Raw genomic sequence first — 19,313 nt, forward strand, 5'->3', positions numbered from 1 at the left:
TCACGAACGACAAGGAGAACGGGATGAGACGCGTAATCGGAAGTGGCGCAGTGCTGTTGGCGATGCTGGCGGGAGGGGTACCCGCGCAGGCCGACGAACTGCATACGGTCGAGCAGCTGAGTCAGGCGCCGGCGGAGCTCGAGGGCGAAGAAGTGCGCCTGGAGGGCATCGTCGGGCGGGTGAACGAGGACATCATGGGCCGCAACTTCATCCACTTCGTGGACGGCACGGGAAGCGAGGGGGACTACATCACCATCACCTCCACCGAACTGCCGGAGGTGGGGGATCGCGTTTCGGTCACCGGAACGCTGATCCTGGATCGTGACTTCGGGGCCGGCTACACCTATCCCGTGATCATCGAAGGCGCCTCGTTTTCCGAGGAATAGCCGCATGCCGTGATGGTGCATGTTGGAGGACTCCGACATGCACCCTGGCCGCACAAGGGAGTGCGGCTTTCAGACGTCCCATGGAGGGGAGGCGATGTCCATCAAGAACCTGCTGTTACGTTTCGTACTGCTCTATTTCTCGCTGACGATCGTCGCGATGTTCGCAATCGCCCATTTCCATCTCGAGCAGTTCGGTACAACGATCGGAATGGGGATTCTGGGCCTGGCGGTGGCGTGGCCCTGCGAGGCCTTTGGACGCAGGAACGGCCGCTATCTGTCGCGCGCCGAGAAGTGGCGGGTGATTGCCGTCATGGTCGCTGTGCTCCGCGGTACGCAGCTTTCCCTGGCCTTCCTGGTGCTGTGGGCCGACGGCACAGTACTGGACAGTTTCATGCTCGCGGTCCTGGGCGTTGTCGCGTTGTTATATGCCGGCTTTGTGGTGGCGATGGTCAATCTCACCGGACGCCACCTGCGCAAGCGCGGTTTGGTCGGGGGAGAAACCGCGGGATAGCCATACGGCCGGTCAGTCGCCCAGGTGGCGCTTGAGCCACTCGAGGCGCTCCTCTGGCCAGTCCGCGGCCGTGACCGCATGCCAGGCGTCGATGTAGTGCTCGGTGGCGTAGACATGGCCGTAGCCGCGCGGGGCAGCATCGCCGATGGTAACGTCCACCGCCAGTTGCAGCATGGTGACCACCGGGTACCACGTCAGGTCCGCTGACACGTCCGGGCCGCGCGGGTGCTGCATCCACTCGGGCTTGCGGTACAGCGCCTGGGGCTCGAAGAAGGTGACCGGGTCACTGGCGTACTGCAGGTAGACGATGCGCATCGGGCCCCATTCGGCGCCGGGGATATCCAGGTGGTTCTCCTGGTTGGTGAAGCGCACCACCGAGCTGTCGCGAAAGCGCGGCAGCCAGGCCGGGGAGTCCGGCTGGCGCTGGCGCGTGATGTCGCGCCAGGTCTCGCTACGAAACGGCGGGCCGGCCCACAGCGCGCCGGAGAACGGATCGCCGATCACGTCGTACAGATCCGCGGCGCGCTCGGAGTTCAGCGCGCCCAGACTCAGGCCGTAGAGGTACAGCTCCGGGCGGGCGTCCGCCGGCAGCTGCTTCCAGTAGCCGTAGATCTCCGCGAACACCGCCTGGGCCGTCTCGTGGCCGTACTGCGACTCGGCCATCAGCGACAGCCAGCTGGGCAGGTAGGAGTACTGCACGGCCACGGTTGCGACATCGCCGCCGTGCAGATACTCGACCGGCTGGATCGCGCGGTTGTCCACCCAGCCGCGCCCGGTGGGGGTGGCCAGCACCAGCACCGAACGGTCGAAGGCATTGACCCGCAGCATCTCCTGCAGGGCCAGCCGCGCGCGTTCCTCGATGGTCTCGGCGGCATTCAGGCCTACGTAGACGCGAATCGGGTCCAGGGCCTCGCCCGCGGCGAAATCGCGGATCGTGCCGGCATCCGGTGCCTGTCCGACGAAGCGCTGTCCCTGGCGCCCGAGCCCTTGCTCCCAGCTGACCAGCGAGGCCGGGCTGCCCGTACGGAACGTCGCCGTCGGTTGTTCGACCCCTGGGTATTCGCGCACGTCGAACTGCTGGAAGCTGCGGTCCGCGGTGCGCAGGCCGTATTCCAGAATCACACCGTCAATGACCGCCCAGAACACCCCGGCGGCGACCAGCACACCGATCACGTTCGACAGCCGGCGCGGGATGAAACGGCGCAGATGGCGGGCGAGAAAGCGCACCAGCAGCTGAAACAGCCGTCCGACCGCCAGGGTGGCGGCAAACACCGCCGCCGCGATCAGCCCGAGTCGGATCGGGAAGCCGCCGTCTACCGGCTCCTGCTCCATCAGGGCGCGGATGCTGTTCTGCCACTCGGTGGCCTGCCACAGGAAGATCAGCACGATCAGCACGGCGCCGCCCCCGGCGATGACCACCAGGGTGTTGTGCGTGCGCTCGCCGAATTCCGGCAGCTCCAGATAGGACCACAGCCAGTGGAAGAACACGCCCAGCCCGTAGCCGGCCGCCAGCGACAGTCCGGACAGGATGCCCTGCACGTCGTCGGTACGCGGGATCAGGCTGGGGGTCAGCGACGCGGCAAAGAACAGCGTGGCCAGGATCAGCCCCGGGATCGACAGGGTCCCGAGGATACGGGTGGCCCAGCCGGGCCAGATGAAGCGCCGCAGGCGGGTTTGCAGGCGGGCGACGATGGACATCGCGTGAGCACTTCCTTGATGAACAGAAGGGCTTATCCTGTTCGCCCGCTCGGGCGGGTTCAAGTCTCCACCGTGAGCGCCAGTCTGCTTTGGAACCTATTGGGCGTTGTCGCCCGGCCCGGCAGCGTCGGCGTGCCGAAAGCGGAAGCAGCCCTCGACCATGCGCAGGGCCACGCCGAACAGCGCGACCTGCAGCAGGAGCCCGCCGGTGGCGGCGCCCAGTGCGAGGCCGGTGGCCAGCCCCAGGGCCATCAGCAGCATCAGCAGGGTGGCGGCGAGGCGGCTGCGCAGCCAGCCGCCGACCAGCGCCAGCAATGCCACGAGTGTGCCTTCGAGCATCGTGGGCATGTGCTGCACCAGCACGCCCAGCATCACCACGATGACCCCGGCGAAGACCAGGACCCAGCCGGCCACCCGCGCCAGGCGGCGGGCCTGCTCGGTGTCATGGATGGATTGCAGCAGCAGGAGCAGGTCGGCGCCGGCCCCGGCCCAGTGGCGCGATCGCGATTCGTTCATGTGACCACGGTACTACAGCGCCATGACGCCCGGGTGACAGGATTGGCGCGCGGTTATCGCCGGGTCAGTATCGACTCGAGATCGAAGGCCTCGGTCGCGGTTGCCCCGGACTCGGCCTGTTGCACCGAGCCATGGTCCGACCAGTGCAGCAGGCTGAGGTGGCCCGAGCGATCTTCCACCAGGGCCGTGCAGTGCTCGACCCAGTCACCGTCGTTGCAGTAGAGGATGTCGCCGAACGCCTGGACGTTCGGCTTGTGGATATGGCCGCAGATGCAGCCATCGAAGCCGCCCTTGCGCGCGGCGGTGACGGCGGCATGCTCGAAACGCTGGATATATTCCCGCGCCGCCCCGCTCACGCGGGTCTTGAGCCAGGCCGACAGGGACCAGTACGGATGCCCGAGGCGGCGTCGGATGGTGTTCAGGTAGCGGCTGCCGCGCAGCAGCAGGTTGTAGCCAAGATCGCCCAGGGCGTGCACCAGGCGGCTGTGGCGTACGAGCCCGTCGAACTCGTCGCCATGCGTTACGCGGAAGCGCCGGCCATCGGCGGTCCAGTGCACCAGTTCGCGTTCGATGCGCACGCCGCGGATCTCCGAACCGACAAAGCCGCGCACCAGTTCGTCGTGGTTGCCGGGGATGTAGATGACCTCGACTCCGTGCAGGGCGAGCGACAGGACCTGCTCGACCACCGCCGCCTGGGTCGCGTCCCAGAAGATGCGCCGGCGCATGGCCCAGATGTCGAATACATCGCCGACCAGTACCAGGCGATCGCAATTGACCTGGCGCAGCAGGTCCAGCAGGTAGTCCGCGCGGCACTCCCGGGTGCCCAGGTGCAGGTCGGACAGGAACAGGCTGCGGCAATCCAGGGTGGCCATCGCGGGCTCCCGCTCGGGGTTTTGCCGAGCATCGCGCATCCGGGTGACGCCACCATGGCGTTGCAGTGACGATTGCGTGATGACGGTGGCGGGTGGCTAGGGCCAGAGGACCAGCAGCCAGATCAGGGTGGCGTTGGCAAAGCCCAGCAGCACGGCGGCCGATCCCATGTCCAAGGGAGACGCTGATTGAATCGCACGTCCGCGTTGGTGCCCCCTGTTTCCCGAGACAAGGCGTGTCGTGCAGCGGGTAGTGGTTCTACCCGCAAGCGGCGCAACGCAGGATCGGGGAACAGGGGGCACCAACCCCACAAGCCATAGAAAGCAGGGGCTCGGCCGCCCGTTGTTATCAAAAACGGGCGTGCGCACGGCGTTGCGGCTCCCTTGTGCAGAATGACTGCACGGCAGTCACCGCGCCTTGTTCGCACGCAAAAGCGACTCGAGCGCGGACGTGCGATTAAATCAGCGTCTCCCTTGGCACGCGCGGCCAGCTTGTGGCGTTCCGGCCCGAACCGATCCACGGTGGCCTCGATGCCCGAGTTCAGTACCTCGATGATCAGGATCAGGAACAGGCTGCCGAGCAGCAACGCGCGTTCCACTCCGGTATTGCCAACCACCAGAGAGAGTGGCGCCAGGATGACCACCAGGATCAGTTCCTGACGAAAGGCCTCCTCGTGGCGAAAGGTGGCGCGCAGGCCTTTCCAGGAGTACCCAAAGGCCCGCAGGATACGGGTGATGCCGGTAGCGCCGCCGTTGGCCATGGTCGCTTGGTCCGCTGGAGTGGGAAGGGCCGTCAGCGAGGACGGTCGGCCGCGGTATGCGGGGTGCCGAGCGCGTCGGCCGGGCTCAGCAGATCCTGATACACGGTCAGCAATTGTTCGGCCATACGCCGCTCGCTCCATTCCCGCGCCCATGCGGCGTGGGCTGCGCGCATGGCGCGCTGGCGTTCGGGATCATCGAGGACGCGGGCGACCCGCTCGGCAAACACCGCGGGCTCCTCGGGAGCGACTTCGGCACCGGATGCGTCGGTGAGGATGTCGCGCGTGCCCAGGCGCGCCGTGGAGACCACGGGCAGCCCGCAGGCCATGGCCTCCAGCAGGACCAGACCCTGCGTCTCGGTTGCGGAGGCAAACACGAATGCATGCCCGGCGCGGTAGCAGTCGACGAGCGATGTCTCGCGGTCCAGATACCCGCACCAGTGCAGGTTGTCCTCCAGGCCCATCTGCGCGGCCTGGCGCTGCAGGGCAGCCCGGGCCGGTCCCTCGCCCGCGATCAGCAGCAGGACGCCGGGGCGACGCTCGCGCAGGTGCTGGAGCATCTGCAGCAGAAAGCCGATGTTTTTTTCGAAGGCGATGCGCGACACATGCACCAGCATCTCGCGGCCGGGTGCGATGCCCCGCTCCGCCCGGAACAGGTGGCCGTCGCCTCCGGTCCAGGCCTGTGGGTCGATCCCGGTGGGCAGGCGCACGATGGGCGTCTTGATCCCGTACTCCAGCAGGGCCTGGTGCAACGCGGTCGACGGGGCGATCACCCGGTCGACCGCGTTGCACTGCGCGCGCGAGATGCGCCGCGCCAGCCCCCGCAGCCATTTGGCGGGCAGCCACGGCAGGTAATGCTGCAGATACTCTTCGAAGAAGGTGTGGTAGGTCTCGATGACCGGGACCTGCCAGTCGCGTGCCAGCTTGAGCCCGGCGTAGTGCGCCACGAAAGGGGTGTGGACATGGACCACGTCGGCCCGCTCGATCCCGGCTTCCCGCAGGGAGCGGCGGATGAGGCGAGGCTTCAGGATGCGGTCCTCCGGATCCACTACCAGGTAGCGCGACGGGATGCGGATCAGGTCCGGGTCCTGCGGGTCGGGGCCGGGGTGCGCGCCCAGTCCGGGGTAGGCCGGCACCACCAGCGTGACGCGATGGCCCAGTTGTCGGAGCTGTGCGCGGAAACTGGCCAGCGAGGTGGAGACCCCGTTGATCCGGGGGAAGTACACGTCGCTCAGCATCAGAATGTGCACGGCTGCACCTTGGGGCGAGACTCAGGTCCCGGAGTGTGGACCGGGGGTGTGACCAGGTGATGACGAAATTGCGACAGAATTGTTGCGCGCGCAGACCGCCGGTTCGGGTTTCGGGCCGTACCGCGTACCCCCGCCCGATGCGCCTTATTCGGTCGTAGAGGGCTCGGACGATCGCCCCTGTTGCAGCTCGCGCAGGCGTTCGGTGATGCCGGGGTGGTCGAATTCACGCGCGCCGATGGCGCGATAGGCGATGCGGCCCTCGGGGTCGATCACGAAGGTGGTGGGGATGCCGCGCACCGGCCAGGTATCGATCGCGCTGGCCGCGCGGTCCAGCAGCAGGGGAAAATCCACCGGGTAGTCGGCGGTGAAGAAAAAGATGCGATCGGCGTCCTCGCCGACGTTTACCCCGAGTACCACCAGCCCGTCGGGGCCCAGTCCCTCCCATAGCCGCTGCAGGGAGGGCAGCTCGTCCCGACACGGCGGGCACCAGGTCGCCCAGAAGTTCACGACCACGACGTGGCCGCGGTAGTCGCGCAGGTCGTGTGCATGACTGTCGAGGTCCTCCAGTGTCAGGGGAGGAGCGTCCGGGCGTGGCTCGATCGCGGTGAGGGACTCGGTCGCGGCCGGGGCGGTCATGGCGGCCAGGATTAACAGGATCAGGAGGGTCGCGAGCTTTGGCATGGCGATCATCCTCCCGCCTCGCCGGCGCAGCGCAGGTCGGGCAGCCGCGCCTCGTGGAGCTCCCCGGCCGCGCGCCAGCGCAGGGTCAGATCAAAGGGCGTGCCCGGCGGATGGTCGAACAGGATCATGCCCATCAGCCAGTCGCCGGGTTCGAAACGGTGTTCGCCGGGGAACAGGGCCCAGCGAAAGGCGATGCGGGCGGCTTCGGGGGCCTGCCGTCGGTCCCAGGTTGCCTCCCAGTCCCGGTTCGGGCGCGGGCGGATGAGCCCCTCCGGCCCCTGGCTGCTCCAGTCGTGGAGATTGACCTCGATGGGGGTGTGTGGGCGGTTGTTGCGCAGGATCGCCTGGAAGACGCAGTGCGCCGCAATGAGATCGGCATGTTCGGTCTCGAAGCCGCGTCCCAGGAAGAACGCGCGGGTCTGATCGGGCAGCAGCTGCGCAAGCTCCAGCGAGACGCCATCGCCCTGCCACGTCCAGGTGATCAGGCCGCTGGAGGCGTCCGTGCGAGCCTGCACGGTTTCCGTGGCGCTGGCCGGCGCCATGGGCGTGGCCAGCGCCAGAAGGGCCAGGACGCGGATCAAGGTCTCGCGGGCAACCGATCCATTGGGACCGGGCCGCCTACGGTCCGCCGAGGACATGATCCAGCAGCGCCTCGAAGGCCGGTTCGGCGTTTTTCGCCGCGCGTTCCAGGCTCGGGTGCGGCTGCAGGGTGGTCATGAACTTCGGGTGCAACATCGACAGCCTGGTGTTGCCGTCCTCCTCGTACAGGCCGATGTGGCCGCAGGGCATCATCGCGCCGACGTGCAGGCCGGCATCAAGGATGTCCGGCCCCAGCGGCAGGTAGCAGACCTTCAGGGCGGTGATGTCGCCACCGGCCAGGCCGAACTCGGCCAGGAAGATCCAGTCCTCCTCGTTCTCCGCATACTCGCGAATGGCCCGGGCCAGGTCCTCGCGGGACTGTTCGCAGTCGCGGATGATGAAGTGATCGTCGGGCTCGGACGCCGCCAACGGGGCGGCCAGGCCCAGCGCAAGGGCGGCGGTGATGGCCAGTGCCAGGGTCGTGATCGGGTGTTGTGCGCTCATGGCAATGCCTCCTTGGGTTGTTATCGGGTGGCCACGTACCAGTTGTTCTGCAGGTCGTGGGCCAGCTGGTGTACGCGGATGTCGCGGAAACCGGCGCGCTGCAGGTAGTCGCGGGCTAGCGGTTCGCCCCACATCGCACCGAGCCCGGGGCCGCCCCGGGCGAGCGATACCGGCATGCAGTGCATGCAGGAGACGGTGTAGAGAAAGGGTGCGAGCGGGTGATCGAGATCGCCCTGGATCTGTCCAGAGCCGCGGATGTCCTGCATCAGGTAGATCCCTTCGGGTACCAGCGCGCGATGGATGCCGCGCAGGACCCCCTGGGGATCGGCCTGGTCGTGGATGGCGTCGAAGGTGGTGATCAGTTCGAAGCTCCGGGCCTCGAGACGGTGCCCCATCTCGGCGGCGTCGGCCTCGATGAACACGACGTTGTCTAGCCCCTCCGCTTTTGCCTCGGCGCGGGCGCGCGCGATGGCCTGTGGCGAGAGATCCAGTCCGGTGAATTCGCTGCGAGGGTAGCGCCCCGCCAGGTGGTTGATGATGCGCCCGCTGCCGCAGCCGACATCCAGCACGCGGATGCCGCGCTCGAGATGGTCGGTCAGGCCCGGCACCAGCGGCAGGATGGCGCTCTCCAGCGAGGACAGGACGGACTGGCCGCTGTCCTCGGCCATGACTTCGTGGAAACGTGTGTAGCGTTCGTAGGGCACGCCGTCACCGGTCTGGAACGCGGTGGCAATCGCATCCTCCACGGCGCCCAGCACTGCGATGTACTGGGCGAACACCGCCAGGTTGTCGGCCGCGGCGGCGCGGGTGAGGCACGTGGCATGCGCCGGCGGCAGGGCAAACCGTGGCCCGGCGGGTTCCACCGTGACGATCCCCGCCGTGGCCATCGCGCCGAGCCATTCGCGGACATAGCGTTCGTTCAGGCCGCTCGCTGCGGCGATTGCCTCGGACGTTGACGGGGGTCGCCCGCGCAGGGCATCGAACAGTCCGGTCCGGTGCCCGAGCGAGAGCATCAGGCACAGCGCACCGTGATTGAGGACCTCGACCAGGTGGCCGGCAAAGGCCTCCACAGCCTGTGGTGACGCAGGGTATTCCGGGTCGGACGGCATGCGGGTGACCTCCGCGATGGCGCCGGGGGTTGGCTTTACCCGGAGCCTAGGCCGTGCGGTGATCCCCCGCGGTCACGGGCTTGCGGTGCGGGGGCGAATCTTGCGGTTGTGCGTCAGGGTGTTTCGGGGCCGTCCGCGCGGGTGATTGGCGGCTCCCCGTACTGATCACGGTAGGCGCCGGGTGCCATGCCGAAGGCCTGCCGGAAGTGGCGGGCCAGTTGTTGCGGGGTGTAGCCGGTGGCCGTCGCGATCTCGCCGATGCTCGCGTGCGACTCGGTCAGCAAGGCGCGCGCCCGCTCCAGACGCAGCTGGGTCAGGTAGCGGTGGGGCGGCTGGCCGTGGGTCTCGCGGAAGGCGCGGGCGAAGTGCCAGGGGGAGAGGTCGCACAGCGCGGCGAGTTCAGCGAGACGGATCGGCTGGTCGAGGTAAGTCTGCATGTAGTCGATGACCTGTGCCGAGCGGTGCGGTGCGAGGCCGCCCCGGCAGCGGTCGGCCGGGGCGGCCTGGCTGGTCAGGCGGGCCAGGCGCACCACCAGTGCGGCCATCATGCTGTCCACGAACACGTGTGCGGCGGGGTCCTCGCGACCCATTTCCTGCCACAGACACTCCAGGCCCTGGGCGATCAGCGGGTCGCTGTGGTGGCGGTTGTGAACGGGGCCGAAATCCAGCGGGTCGTCGGCGGGCCGGTCCAGGCAACGGCGGGCCAGGTCGGCGGGGATGGCGATAAACCGTACCCTCGCCGCGTCCGTGACCCGGCACCAGGGCGTGGCCCCCGGGGCCACGGCCACGAAATCGCGGGTGCGGGTGTGTCCCGAGAAGCGCCCGGCGCCGAGATCGCAGACGTAGCGGAATGGGGCCCCGGACGACTGGCTCAGGACCAGGTCATCGGAGGCCGGGGTGTGGAACAGGCCTGGTGGCTGAAGGGTCTCCAGCATGGCGATCGCTGGCGAGGCAGCCGCGCGGGTCTCGCGCAGGTGCGGTCCCCCGTTCCCGCGGGTGTAGTGCTCCAGCATGTTCGGCCATGGTTGCGGCATTTTCTCACCCCGCATGTCCTGTATAGGCCATGCCGGTGCCGCCTGCCAGATTCAGCGGTAGACGCGAACCTCCTGGGCCCAGCCGTCCACGCCGCGATTGGCACAGAACGCCTGGACGTGGCCGTCGGCGTAGCGGATCTCGACGTTGAAACCAGCCCCGGGCGGGTGGTTCAGGGCCACCCGCCGGTGCTCGCCGGGCGCGATCTCGCCCTCGCGAATGCTGGATTCGGACAGGTCGTGCCCGAAATCGAAGTGCACCGCGCGGATGGTCGTGTCGCTGTCATTGTGCAGCGTGACCATCAACGCGCCCTCGGTCGGGGGGCGCTCCACACCCCAGTGCATCAGCCCCGCACCCATCGCGAGTCCGAGCACGAACAGCCCGGTGGCAGGGGCGCGCAGGGCGTCTACCAGGATCTCGTCCCAGCTGCGGCGTTGTGTGTCCGGTTCCATGCGGCGCCCGATGTCTTGTGTATAAGAAAAACCTAATTTAATAGGACCGGCAGGGCAAGGTCATCCGCGCCTTGCGTGGGAGCCGTCTCCTGATCCGCGTTGCGCGGTTTTCGGGTGCCGGTCGACGGTGCATGTGACCCCGCAGGCGCATTCGGGTATGTTCGGCGGGTTTGATTGGAGCAGGACAGCACGCCCGTGGGAACCGACGAACGCAATCTGCAGGGACTGGTCGCGCAGCTGGCGGAGCGCCTGGCGGGCACCGGCCTGCACGGGCGCATTGGCCTGGAGAAGGAGACCCTGCGCGTCGGCCCGCAAGGGTCGCCGGCCCTGACCCCGCACCCGGCGGCGCTGGGTTCGGCGCTGACCCACCCGAATATCACGACCGACTACTCCGAGGCCCTGCTGGAGCTGGTGACCCCGCCGTTTGACGATGTGCGCGAGACGCTGGGTTTTCTGCACGACCTGCAGGCCTTCGCCGCGGCCAATGTCGGCGACGAGACCCTGTGGTCGACCTCCATGCCCTGCGTGACCGCCGACGACAACGCGATCCCGGTCGCGCAGTACGGCACGTCCAACGCCGGGCGCATGAAGACCGTCTATCGCGTCGGGCTGGGGCACCGCTACGGACGCAAGATGCAGGTGATCGCCGGGGTGCACTTCAACTATTCCCCGCGCCCCGAGTTCTGGCCGGCGCTGGCGGAGGTGCTGGGCGAGCAGGATGACCGCGCGTTCCGCGACGAGCGCATGATGGGCATGATCCGCAACCTGCTGCGCTTCGGCTGGCTGGTGCCATATCTGTTCGGGGCCTCGCCGGCCGTGTGCAATTCCTTCCTCGAGGGCCACGGCGCGGTGCTGGAGGACTTTGACGACGACACCTCTTACCTCCCGCATGCCACCAGCCTGCGCATGGGTGACATCGGCTACACCAACCGCAAGGAGGCGGACACCGGCATCAAGGCGGACTACAACTCGCTGGGCGGCTACGTCGACTCGCTGCGCTGCGCGATCAATACGCTCAGCCCCGAGTGGGAGCGCATCGGCGTGAAGGTCGACGGCGAATACCGCCAGCTGAACGCCAACATCCTGCAGATCGAGAACGAGTACTACTCCACCGTGCGCCCGAAGCAGCCGCTGGAGCGCTTCGAGAAGCCCACCGATGCGCTGGAGGCACGCGGGATCGAGTACGTCGAGCTGCGCTCGGTGGACATCAACGCGCAGCACCCGCTGGGGGTGGACGAGACCCAGCTGCGCTTTCTCGAGGTGTTTGCCCTGACCTGCCTGCTGCAGCCCAGTCCTTTGCTGGCGGACGGCGAACTCGACGCGATCGACCGCAACCTGCTCGATGTGGCGCATTACGGCCGCCGCCCTGGCCTCGAGCTGCGCCGGCAGGACGAGCAGGTACTGCTGCAGGACTGGGCGCGCGAACTGCTGGCCCTGATGCGCCCGGTCGCCGCGATCCTCGACCAGGAACTGCCGGGCGACCCCTACCGTAGAGCGCTAAGCGAGCAGTGGGGCAAGGTCGAGCAGGCCGACCTCACGCCCTCGGCGCGCATGCTGGAGGACATGATGGCGCGCGAGGAGGGCTTCTACCGCTACGCCAGCCGCCTGTCCGCGCAGCACCGCGAGGCGTTTCGCTTCAACGGCCCGCTGCCGCGCGCCGAGACGCTGGAGGCCCTGGCGCGCCAGAGCCTGGCGGAGCAGGCCGCGATCGAGGCGGCCGATACCCTGGACTTCGATACCTTCCTTGCCCGCTACTTCGACGGCACGCTGCGCGCCTCCTGAGGGAGACGCTGATTTAATCGCACGTCCGCGTTGGTGCCCCCTGTTTTCCGAGACAAGGCGCGTCGTGCAGCGGGTAGTGGTTCTACCCGCAAGCGGCGCAACGCAGCATCGGGGAACAGGGGGCACCAACCCCACAAGCCATTGAAAGCAGGGGCTCGGCCGCTTTTGCGCGGGAACGGCGTTGCGGTTCCCTTGTGCAGAATGACTGCACGGCAGTCACCGCGCCTTGTTCGCACGCAAAAGCGACTCGAGCGCGGACGTGCGATTAAATCAGCGTCTCCCTGAGCGGCCTATCCCACAGTCGGTTCGGTATTTTCGAACTATCGGGCGGAAATAACGCGATTTATTTTCGATTTTATCGACAGGATAATCGACCCTATCATCCGTAACCGTGGCGGCTGGACCGCTGCAGAGGGAACCCCATGAGTCTCCTGATCAACGGCGAACTGCGCGAAGGCTGGCTGGAAGAGGAGTCCGACGAGAACGGCGAGTTCGTGCGCCAGGACCAGCAGTACCGCAACTACGTGACCGCCGACGGCTCCGCGGGTCCCCTGGGCGAGGGCGGCTACCCGGCCGAGTCCGGGCGTTATCACCTGTACGTCTCCTATGCCTGCCCCTGGGCGCATCGCGCGCTGATCCTGCGCAAGCTCAAGGGCCTGGAGTCGCACATCGGGTTGTCGGTCGTGCACCACTACATGGGCGATGCCGGCTGGTCCTTCGATGACTGCGACGGCTGCACCGGTGACCGGGTGCACAGCTCACGCTACATGCACGAGCTCTACACCCGCACCGATCCGAAATACACGGGTATCGTAACCGTGCCGGTGCTGTTCGACACCCAGACCGACCGGATCGTGAACAACGAGTCGGAAGACCTGGTGCGCATGTTCAACAGCGCCTTCGACGGCATCACCGGCAATACGCTGGATTTCTACCCGGAGGACCTGCGCGAGGAGATCCACGCGGTCAACGAGCGCGTCTACGAGAATGTGAACAACGGGGTTTACCGCTCCGGGTTCGCGACCAGCCAGAAGGCCTACGATGCCGCCTGGGATCGTCTCTTCGAGACCCTCGACTGGCTGGAGGAGCGCCTGGCACGCCAGCCGTTTCTGGTGGGCGACCGGATCACCGAGGCCGACTGGCGGCTGTTTACCACGCTGGTGCGGTTCGACCCGGTCTACTACAGCCATTTCAAGTGCAATAGACAGCGCATCATCGACTTCCCGGCGCTGTCGGCCTACCTGCGCATGCTCTACCAGCGCCCCGGCGTGGCCGAGACCGTGCGCATGGATCACATCAAGGCGCACTACTACGGCAGTCATCCGATGCTGAACCCCAGCGGCATCGTGCCGAAGGGCCCGGTGATCGACTACACCCGGCCGCACGATCGTCCCCTGGGCGATCTGCCGGCCGCGCTGCGGAACGCCGACGAAACGTGACGGTCGTTACACTATTGGAATGTTCAACCCTGGCCCGGTCAGGGGGGCAATGCAGTGTCCCCCTGACCGGGCCTCATTGGTGTAGGGGCATAGACAAGTGAAGGCGATTGGCGGGTTTCTGGGACTGGTCCTGGTGGTGGCGGTCGCCGCTGCTGCCTGGTACGCGGTTGGCCCGGAAGCGGGGGATGACGCGGCCAGCGACGCGCCTGCCGCCGAACGCGACGACCGCACGCCGGTGCGCGTTAGCGAGGTCGTCCCGCGCACCTTCGAGACCGTTGTCGAATCCCTGGGCACGGTGCAGGCCAACGAGTCCGTGGTGGTCACCGCCAGCGTCACCGAGCGCGTGGTCGAGGTCCTGTTCGACGACGGCGACACGGTGGAGGCCGGGGATGTCCTGGTCCGTCTTGATGCCGACGAGGAGCGTGCGGCCCTGCGCGAGATCCGTGTGCAAGTGGACGAGGCGCGGCGGGAGCTGGAGCGCGTGCGCGACCGCGTGGCCGATGGCGTGGTCACGCAGCAGCAGGTGGATCAGCAGCGTTCGCGGCTGAACGAGGCGGAAGCCCGCCTGGCGGCCGCGGAGGCCCGTGTGGCCCAGCGCGTGATCCGGGCCCCGTTCTCCGGTCGTCTGGGCCTGCGCCAGGTCAGTGCCGGTTCCCTGGTCAGTCCGGGGACTGCGATCGCTGAACTCGATGACGTCTCGGTCGTGAAGGTCGACTTCGCGGTCCCCGAGCGCCACACCTCGGCGATCCACCTGGGCCTGGATGTCCAGGGGCGCAGCGCGAACGGCGAGTTCGAGGGCGAGGTCGCGGCCGTCAGCAACCGTCTGGACGTGGCGACCCGCACCCTCACCGTGCGTGCCCTGATCGAGAATCCCGACCTGTTGCTGCGCCCCGGCATGCTGGTGAACATCCGCCTGCCGCTGGACCCGGTCGAGCGCCTGGCCGTCCCGGAGGGCGCGATCCGCCAGGTCGCCGACCAGCACTTCGTGTTCCGGCTGCGTGACGACGACACGGTCGAGCGGGTGCGCATCCGTATCGGGCGACGCGATCCGGGGCATGCCGAAGTGCTGGAGGGCCTGGAGCCGGGGGATACCGTCGTCTCCGAGGGCGTGTCGCGGGTGCGCGACGGCCGCGAGGTACGCGTGCTGCCGCCGCGTGCGCCGGATAATGGCGAGGCCGGGGACGGGGCATGATCATCTCCGATGTCGCCAATCGCCGGCCGGTGCTGGCGATTGTCTTCAATCTGCTGCTGATCACCTTCGGTCTGATCGCCTACGACAGCCTGCCACTGCGCGAATACCCGGACGTGGACCCGCCGGTGGTCACGGTGGACACCATCTACCCCGGGGCCAGCGGAGAGATCATCGAGCGCGAGGTCACCCAGCGGATCGAGGACCGCATCGCCGGGATCGAGGGGATCCGGTTTATCCAGTCCTCCAGCGAGGACGGTCGCTCGCGTATCACCATCGAATTCAACCTCAGTCGCGACATCGACGCCGCCGCGAACGACGTGCGCGAGGCGGTCAGTCGCGTGCTGGGCGACCTGCCCGACGAGGTCGACCCGCCCGAGGTAACCAAGGCGGACGCCGACGCCAACCCGATCTTGTGGCTGAACCTCTCCAGCACCACGATGGATGCGCTGGAGCTGGCGGACTACGCCGAGCGCAACCTGATTGATCGCCTGTCGGTGGTGGACGGCGTCGGGCTGGTGCGCCGGGGCGGCGCGCGCAGCTACGCGATGCGGATCTGGGTCGACCGCGAGGCCCTGGCCGCGCGCGAGCTCACCGTCACCGACATCGCCGACGCCCTGCAGCAGGAGAACGTGGAACTGCCGGCGGGGCGTCTCGACTCGCTGGAGCGCGAGTTCACCGTGCGCGTGGAGCGCCAGTACCGCACCCCCGAAGACTTCGCCGGGCTGGTGCTCAAGCGCGGGGAGGGCGGGCAGCTGGTGCGCCTGGGCGACGTGGCCGAGGTGAATATCGGGGCGGATACCGAGCGCAGCGAGTTCCGCGGCAACGGCGAGGACATGATCGGGCTCGGCATCATCCGCCAGTCCAACGCCAATGTGCTGGAGGTCGCCAATGGCGTGAAGGCCATGGCGGACCGCCTGCAGGACTCCCTGCCGGAGGGCACCTCGCTGGTCACCACCTACGACGAGTCGGTCTTCATCGAGGGGGCGATCCGCGAGGTCTACATCACCCTGGCGGTCGCGACTGCCGCGGTGGTGTTCGTGATCTACCTGTTTCTGGGCAGCTGGCGGGCGACCCTGATCCCGGCGGTGACCGTGCCGGTCGCGATTACCGCCGCGTTCATCGGTATCAGCCTGTTCGGGTTTTCGGTCAACCTGCTGACGCTGCTGGCGCTGGTGCTGGCGGTCGGACTGGTGGTGGACGACGCGATCGTAATGCTGGAGAACATCCACCGGCGCATCGAACGGGGCGAGCCGGGGCTGCTGGCGGCCTACCGCGGTGCGGGCCAGGTCGGGTTCGCGATCGTGGCGACCACCTCGGTACTGATCGCGGTGTTCGTGCCCCTGGCCTTCCTCGACGGCACGGTGGGCCAGCTGTTCACCGAGTTCGCGATCGCCATGGCCATCGCGGTCTTCTTCTCCAGCATTGTGGCGCTGACCCTGGCGCCGGTGCTCTCCGGGCGCCTGATGCACAAGGGCGATGACCAGACCGGTGCCGCCCACTACATCGGCCGCGGCTTCGCGGCGCTGGAGGCCGGTTACGGCCGCGTGCTGGCGAGCGGGCTCAAGGGGTCATGGCTGGTGGTGCCGCTACTGGCCGCGGTGCTGGCCGGGGCCTGGTATCTGTTCGACGAATTGCCCGAGGAGTTCGCGCCGCAGGAGGATCGCGGGTCCTTCTTCGTCCTGGTCGACGGACCCGAGGGGGCGAACTTCGAGTACATGAGCCGCCAGATGGCCGAGGTCGAGGCCCGTATCCAGCCGCTGATCGAGGACGGTCCGATCCGCCGCGCCCTGGTGCGTACGCCACGCGGCTTCGGCGGCTCCGAGCTGATGAATAACGGGTTTGTGATCGCGATCCTGGAGCACTGGGACGACCGTGACGTGTCCGGTCAGGAGGTGATCGACGAGATCCGCGGCATCATCAACGAGATGCCCGGGGTAGAGGCGCGCGTGGTTATGCGCCAGGGCCTTTCGCGCGGTCGCGTCGGACCGCCGGTGCAGTTCGTGATCTCCGGACCGGACTACGACCAGCTCGAGGAGTGGGGCGAAATCATGCGCGAGGCCGCCGAAGGCATCGAGGGCCTGACCCGGGTGGATCTCGATTACGAGCCTACCCAGCCACAGCTCAACGTGCGCCTGGATCGCGACCGGGCGGGCGACCTGGGTGTCTCCATGCGCGATGTCGGCCGTACGCTGGACATCGTGCTCGGCGGGCGCGACGTGACCACCTTCGTCGATCGCGGCGAGGAGTACGACGTGATCATCGAGGGCCTGGCCGATCAGCGCCGCACGCCGGGCGATATCGACAACCTCTACGTGCGCTCCAGTTCCGGCGCCATGGTGCCGCTGTCCAGCCTGGTCACCTACGAGGAACAGGCCGGTCCGTCCTCGCTGGAACGCTACAATCGCTCGCGGGCGGTCACCCTGACCGCCGGGCTGCGCGACGGCATGACCCTGGGCGAGGCCCTGGACGCGCTGGATGCCAAGGCTGCCGAGCTCCTGCCGGCCGAGGCGGGCATCGACTACAAGGGCGAATCGCTGGATCTGCGCACCGGCTCGGAGGCGATCCTGTTTGTCTTCGCGCTGGCCCTCTTGGTGGTCTTCCTAGTGCTGGCGGCGCAGTTCGAGAGTTTCGTGCACCCGTTCGTGATCATGCTGACCGTGCCGCTGGCGGTGGTAGGTGCTCTGATCGGCCTGACCGTTACCGGCCAGACGCTGAATATCTACAGTCAGATCGGCATGGTCATGCTGATCGGCCTGGCGGCGAAGAACGGCATCCTGATCGTCGAATTCGCCAACCAGTTGCGCGACCGCGGGCGTGATTTCGACGCCGCGATCATCGAGGCCGCGCGCATGCGGCTGCGGCCGGTGCTGATGACGGCGCTGACCACGGTTGCGGGCTCCATTCCGCTGATCCTGGCCTCCGGGCCGGGCGAGGAGACGCGCTTCGTGATCGGGGTGGCGGTGTTCTCCGGTGTGCTGTTCGCGACGCTGTTTACGCTGTTCGTGATTCCGGCGGCCTATCGCCTGGTGGCGCGGGGTACGACGTCGCCGCTGGCGACCACGCGCCGCTTGCACGAGCTGGACGACGAGATCGACGATGTCGACGGCGAGCGCCGCGGGGTCCGCGCCGCCACTGCACCGCGCGCCGAACCCTGATCACTCGGTGCCTGCTGCCTGCCCTGTTGAGGCTGGTCCTGGTTCGGCATCCGGTGTTTACGTGCCTTCGGCCGGCCGCCTGCCATGCGCTGACTCGCCAGCGCGCCCCGAGGTCCTTTCTTGCTTGCCCAAGAAAGGACCCAAAGAAGGGCACCCGGATTTCGCCCGGGAACCTTGCTCCAGGGCCCTCGGGCCGGCGGCGCTGAACTCGCTACGCTGCGCTTCGCTCAGACATCCAGCGCCTTCTTCCGGCCCGAGAACCCTTCCGCAAGGGGCTTCATACGGGGGAGTAAAGTCAAAACAGCAGCTATTCAAACGCCACGACACCACAATGGGCATTGCCGTCCGAAAGCCCCCCGGCGCCCGCTCGCGGGCGCGGCACGCAACGGCCAAGGCCGAGCGTGCCCAAGATGTGCGAAGACCTAGCCTTCATCCACTGGCAAGACCGTCGGGATAGCCGTTGTCTTGACCTTGATCCCCCCGTTGTCGTCGCGCCGAGTGGAGAGGCTTTTCGCGGGAGAAGAGGCGCTGGATGTCTGAGCGGAGCCGCAGGCGCAGCGAGTTCAGCGCCGCCCGCGAAAAGCCTCGGAGCGAGGGAAACCCCGGCCCGCGCAGCGGGTGAACCGCCCCGGGTTTCCCGGAGACCCGTTGGTTTGGGTCACGCTGCACGAACGGACCCCTGAAGTTGTTGATGGTACTGCGCTTCGATCATTGCCGGCGGTCGATACCCGTTGGATTCCAACAGGCGTCGCCGGTTGAACCAGTCGACCCACTGGAGCGTAGCCCACTCGACGTCGCGTCGATCGTTAAGACGTCCCCAGTAGGCCCGGACCTCGGTCTTGTACAGCCCGTTGAGGGTCTCCGCCAGGGCGTTGTCGTAGGAGTCACCGACCCGGCCCACCGAGGGCTGGAGCCCGGCTTCTCCGAGGCGGTCGGTGGAACGCACCGATACGTACTGCACGCCGCGATCGCTGTGATGGATGGGACGCGGCGTGCCCCGTCCCATCCGGGCCTGCAGCGCCTGTTCCAGCGCTCCCAGCGTCAGGTCGGTGCGCAGGCTCCGACTGACGCGCCAACCCACGATGCGGCGGGCGAACGCATCGGTGATGAAGGCCGTGTAGACGAAGCCCTCTCGCGCCGCGGGCATGTAGGTGATATCCGCCACCCACAGGGCGTTCGGACGCTTGACCCGGAAGCACCGTCCGACATGATCCGGCGGGAGCGCGACCCCGAGCGCCGGACGGGTGGTGCGCGGGGCCTTGCCCCGCGTCACCCCGCGCAGACCCAGGGCGCGCATCCGCCGCGCCACGCTGCAACGCGCGACGTCGCAGCCCTCCAGCCGGAGGGCATGCCAGACCTTGCGCACACCGTAGACCCTGAAGTTGTCTTCCCAGACGTCG

At 67.7% G+C, this 19,313-nt stretch carries 17 protein-coding genes and 1 pseudogene; 6 read left to right on the top strand and 12 right to left on the bottom strand.

Annotated elements, in window-relative coordinates; translation table 11 throughout:
- The first annotated feature begins 23 nt into the window (after nt 1-23).
- Together C996_RS0107005 and C996_RS0107010 are read left to right on the top strand one after the other, a co-directional pair.
- A complete protein-coding gene (locus C996_RS0107005) occupies nt 24-386 on the top strand; it encodes a hypothetical protein (protein ID WP_026279231.1) in 363 nt (120 codons plus the stop codon).
- Nucleotides 387-480: 94 nt separating this feature from the next.
- The gene (locus C996_RS0107010; RefSeq protein WP_026279232.1) at nt 481-897 is read left to right on the top strand and encodes an ABZJ_00895 family protein; all 417 of its coding nucleotides are present in this window, start codon (nt 481-483) and stop codon (nt 895-897) included.
- 12 nt (nt 898-909) lie between these two features.
- Here the strand turns inward: C996_RS0107010 and C996_RS0107015 are convergent, their stop codons facing one another.
- The 11 genes and pseudogenes from C996_RS0107015 to C996_RS0107060 form a co-directional block, all read right to left on the bottom strand.
- Nucleotides 910-2,595 carry an alpha/beta-hydrolase family protein gene (locus tag C996_RS0107015; RefSeq protein WP_018866744.1) on the bottom strand — a complete coding sequence of 562 codons (1,686 nt, stop codon included), beginning with the start codon at nt 2,593-2,595 and terminating at the stop codon, nt 910-912.
- A 96-nt stretch (nt 2,596-2,691) separates the two neighbouring features.
- Nucleotides 2,692-3,111, bottom strand: coding sequence for a hypothetical protein (locus C996_RS0107020; protein WP_018866745.1), 420 nt, complete (start codon nt 3,109-3,111; stop codon nt 2,692-2,694).
- Nucleotides 3,112-3,164: 53 nt separating this feature from the next.
- The gene (locus C996_RS0107025) at nt 3,165-3,983 is read right to left on the bottom strand and encodes a UDP-2,3-diacylglucosamine diphosphatase (protein WP_018866746.1); all 819 of its coding nucleotides are present in this window, start codon (nt 3,981-3,983) and stop codon (nt 3,165-3,167) included.
- A 470-nt stretch (nt 3,984-4,453) separates the two neighbouring features.
- Nucleotides 4,454-4,741 (bottom strand): annotated as a pseudogene (locus C996_RS14200) (diacylglycerol kinase); the annotation flags it as partial.
- A gap of 32 nt (nt 4,742-4,773) precedes the next feature.
- A complete protein-coding gene (locus tag C996_RS0107030) occupies nt 4,774-5,976 on the bottom strand; it encodes a glycosyltransferase (protein ID WP_038035715.1) in 1,203 nt (400 codons plus the stop codon).
- Nucleotides 5,977-6,132: 156 nt separating this feature from the next.
- Nucleotides 6,133-6,678, bottom strand: a complete 546-nt coding sequence (locus C996_RS0107035) for a TlpA disulfide reductase family protein (protein WP_018866748.1) — start codon at nt 6,676-6,678, stop codon at nt 6,133-6,135.
- A complete protein-coding gene (locus C996_RS0107040) occupies nt 6,675-7,250 on the bottom strand; it encodes a hypothetical protein (RefSeq protein WP_018866749.1) in 576 nt (191 codons plus the stop codon). The genes C996_RS0107035 and C996_RS0107040 overlap by 4 nt, the downstream gene beginning before the upstream one ends.
- A gap of 37 nt (nt 7,251-7,287) precedes the next feature.
- Nucleotides 7,288-7,752 carry a DUF302 domain-containing protein gene (locus C996_RS0107045; protein ID WP_018866750.1) on the bottom strand — a complete coding sequence of 155 codons (465 nt, stop codon included), beginning with the start codon at nt 7,750-7,752 and terminating at the stop codon, nt 7,288-7,290.
- 20 nt (nt 7,753-7,772) lie between these two features.
- Entirely contained in the window at nt 7,773-8,861 is a 1,089-nt protein-coding gene (locus C996_RS0107050) for a methyltransferase domain-containing protein (protein WP_026279233.1), read from the bottom strand.
- Nucleotides 8,862-8,974: 113 nt separating this feature from the next.
- Nucleotides 8,975-9,895, bottom strand: a complete 921-nt coding sequence (locus C996_RS0107055) for a helix-turn-helix domain-containing protein (RefSeq protein WP_018866752.1) — start codon at nt 9,893-9,895, stop codon at nt 8,975-8,977.
- Nucleotides 9,896-9,946: 51 nt separating this feature from the next.
- Nucleotides 9,947-10,345, bottom strand: coding sequence for a hypothetical protein (locus C996_RS0107060; RefSeq protein WP_018866753.1), 399 nt, complete (start codon nt 10,343-10,345; stop codon nt 9,947-9,949).
- 195 nt (nt 10,346-10,540) lie between these two features.
- On the opposite strand from C996_RS0107060, the gene gshA reads away from it, so the two are divergent.
- From gshA to C996_RS0107080, 4 genes are all read left to right on the top strand, one after another.
- The gene (gshA, locus tag C996_RS0107065) at nt 10,541-12,127 is read left to right on the top strand and encodes a glutamate--cysteine ligase (protein WP_018866754.1); all 1,587 of its coding nucleotides are present in this window, start codon (nt 10,541-10,543) and stop codon (nt 12,125-12,127) included.
- Nucleotides 12,128-12,549: 422 nt separating this feature from the next.
- A complete protein-coding gene (locus tag C996_RS0107070; RefSeq protein ID WP_018866755.1) occupies nt 12,550-13,566 on the top strand; it encodes a glutathione S-transferase family protein in 1,017 nt (338 codons plus the stop codon).
- Between the two features lie 97 nt (nt 13,567-13,663).
- Entirely contained in the window at nt 13,664-14,758 is a 1,095-nt protein-coding gene (locus tag C996_RS0107075) for an efflux RND transporter periplasmic adaptor subunit (RefSeq protein WP_018866756.1), read from the top strand.
- On the top strand, nt 14,755-17,913 hold the full coding sequence (locus C996_RS0107080; RefSeq protein WP_018866757.1) for an efflux RND transporter permease subunit: 3,159 nt from the start codon (nt 14,755-14,757) through the stop codon (nt 17,911-17,913). Before C996_RS0107075 ends, C996_RS0107080 begins: the two co-directional genes overlap by 4 nt.
- Nucleotides 17,914-18,571: 658 nt before the next feature.
- Here C996_RS0107080 and C996_RS13780 read toward each other — a convergent pair.
- Nucleotides 18,572-19,313: IS3 family transposase (locus C996_RS13780; RefSeq protein ID WP_018866758.1), on the bottom strand; the 742-nt coding region annotated here is incomplete at its 5' end.

Origin of the sequence: Thioalkalivibrio sp. ALE25 (assembly GCF_000377285.1) — a bacterium.
In the GTDB taxonomy this organism is placed as follows: Bacteria; Pseudomonadota; Gammaproteobacteria; order Ectothiorhodospirales; family Ectothiorhodospiraceae; genus Thioalkalivibrio.

Coding starts and splice junctions, on each gene's coding strand:
- C996_RS0107005 (WP_026279231.1), top strand. CDS start 24: ATGAGACGCGTAATCGGAAGTGGCGCAGTGCTGTTGGCGATGCTGGCG.
- C996_RS0107010 (WP_026279232.1), top strand. CDS start 481: ATGTCCATCAAGAACCTGCTGTTACGTTTCGTACTGCTCTATTTCTCG.
- C996_RS0107015 (WP_018866744.1), bottom strand. CDS start 2,595: ATGTCCATCGTCGCCCGCCTGCAAACCCGCCTGCGGCGCTTCATCTGG.
- C996_RS0107020 (WP_018866745.1), bottom strand. CDS start 3,111: ATGAACGAATCGCGATCGCGCCACTGGGCCGGGGCCGGCGCCGACCTG.
- C996_RS0107025 (WP_018866746.1), bottom strand. CDS start 3,983: ATGGCCACCCTGGATTGCCGCAGCCTGTTCCTGTCCGACCTGCACCTG.
- C996_RS0107030 (WP_038035715.1), bottom strand. CDS start 5,976: ATGCTGAGCGACGTGTACTTCCCCCGGATCAACGGGGTCTCCACCTCG.
- C996_RS0107035 (WP_018866748.1), bottom strand. CDS start 6,678: ATGATCGCCATGCCAAAGCTCGCGACCCTCCTGATCCTGTTAATCCTG.
- C996_RS0107045 (WP_018866750.1), bottom strand. CDS start 7,752: ATGAGCGCACAACACCCGATCACGACCCTGGCACTGGCCATCACCGCC.
- C996_RS0107050 (WP_026279233.1), bottom strand. CDS start 8,861: ATGCCGTCCGACCCGGAATACCCTGCGTCACCACAGGCTGTGGAGGCC.
- C996_RS0107055 (WP_018866752.1), bottom strand. CDS start 9,895: ATGCCGCAACCATGGCCGAACATGCTGGAGCACTACACCCGCGGGAAC.
- C996_RS0107060 (WP_018866753.1), bottom strand. CDS start 10,345: ATGGAACCGGACACACAACGCCGCAGCTGGGACGAGATCCTGGTAGAC.
- C996_RS0107070 (WP_018866755.1), top strand. CDS start 12,550: ATGAGTCTCCTGATCAACGGCGAACTGCGCGAAGGCTGGCTGGAAGAG.
- C996_RS0107080 (WP_018866757.1), top strand. CDS start 14,755: ATGATCATCTCCGATGTCGCCAATCGCCGGCCGGTGCTGGCGATTGTC.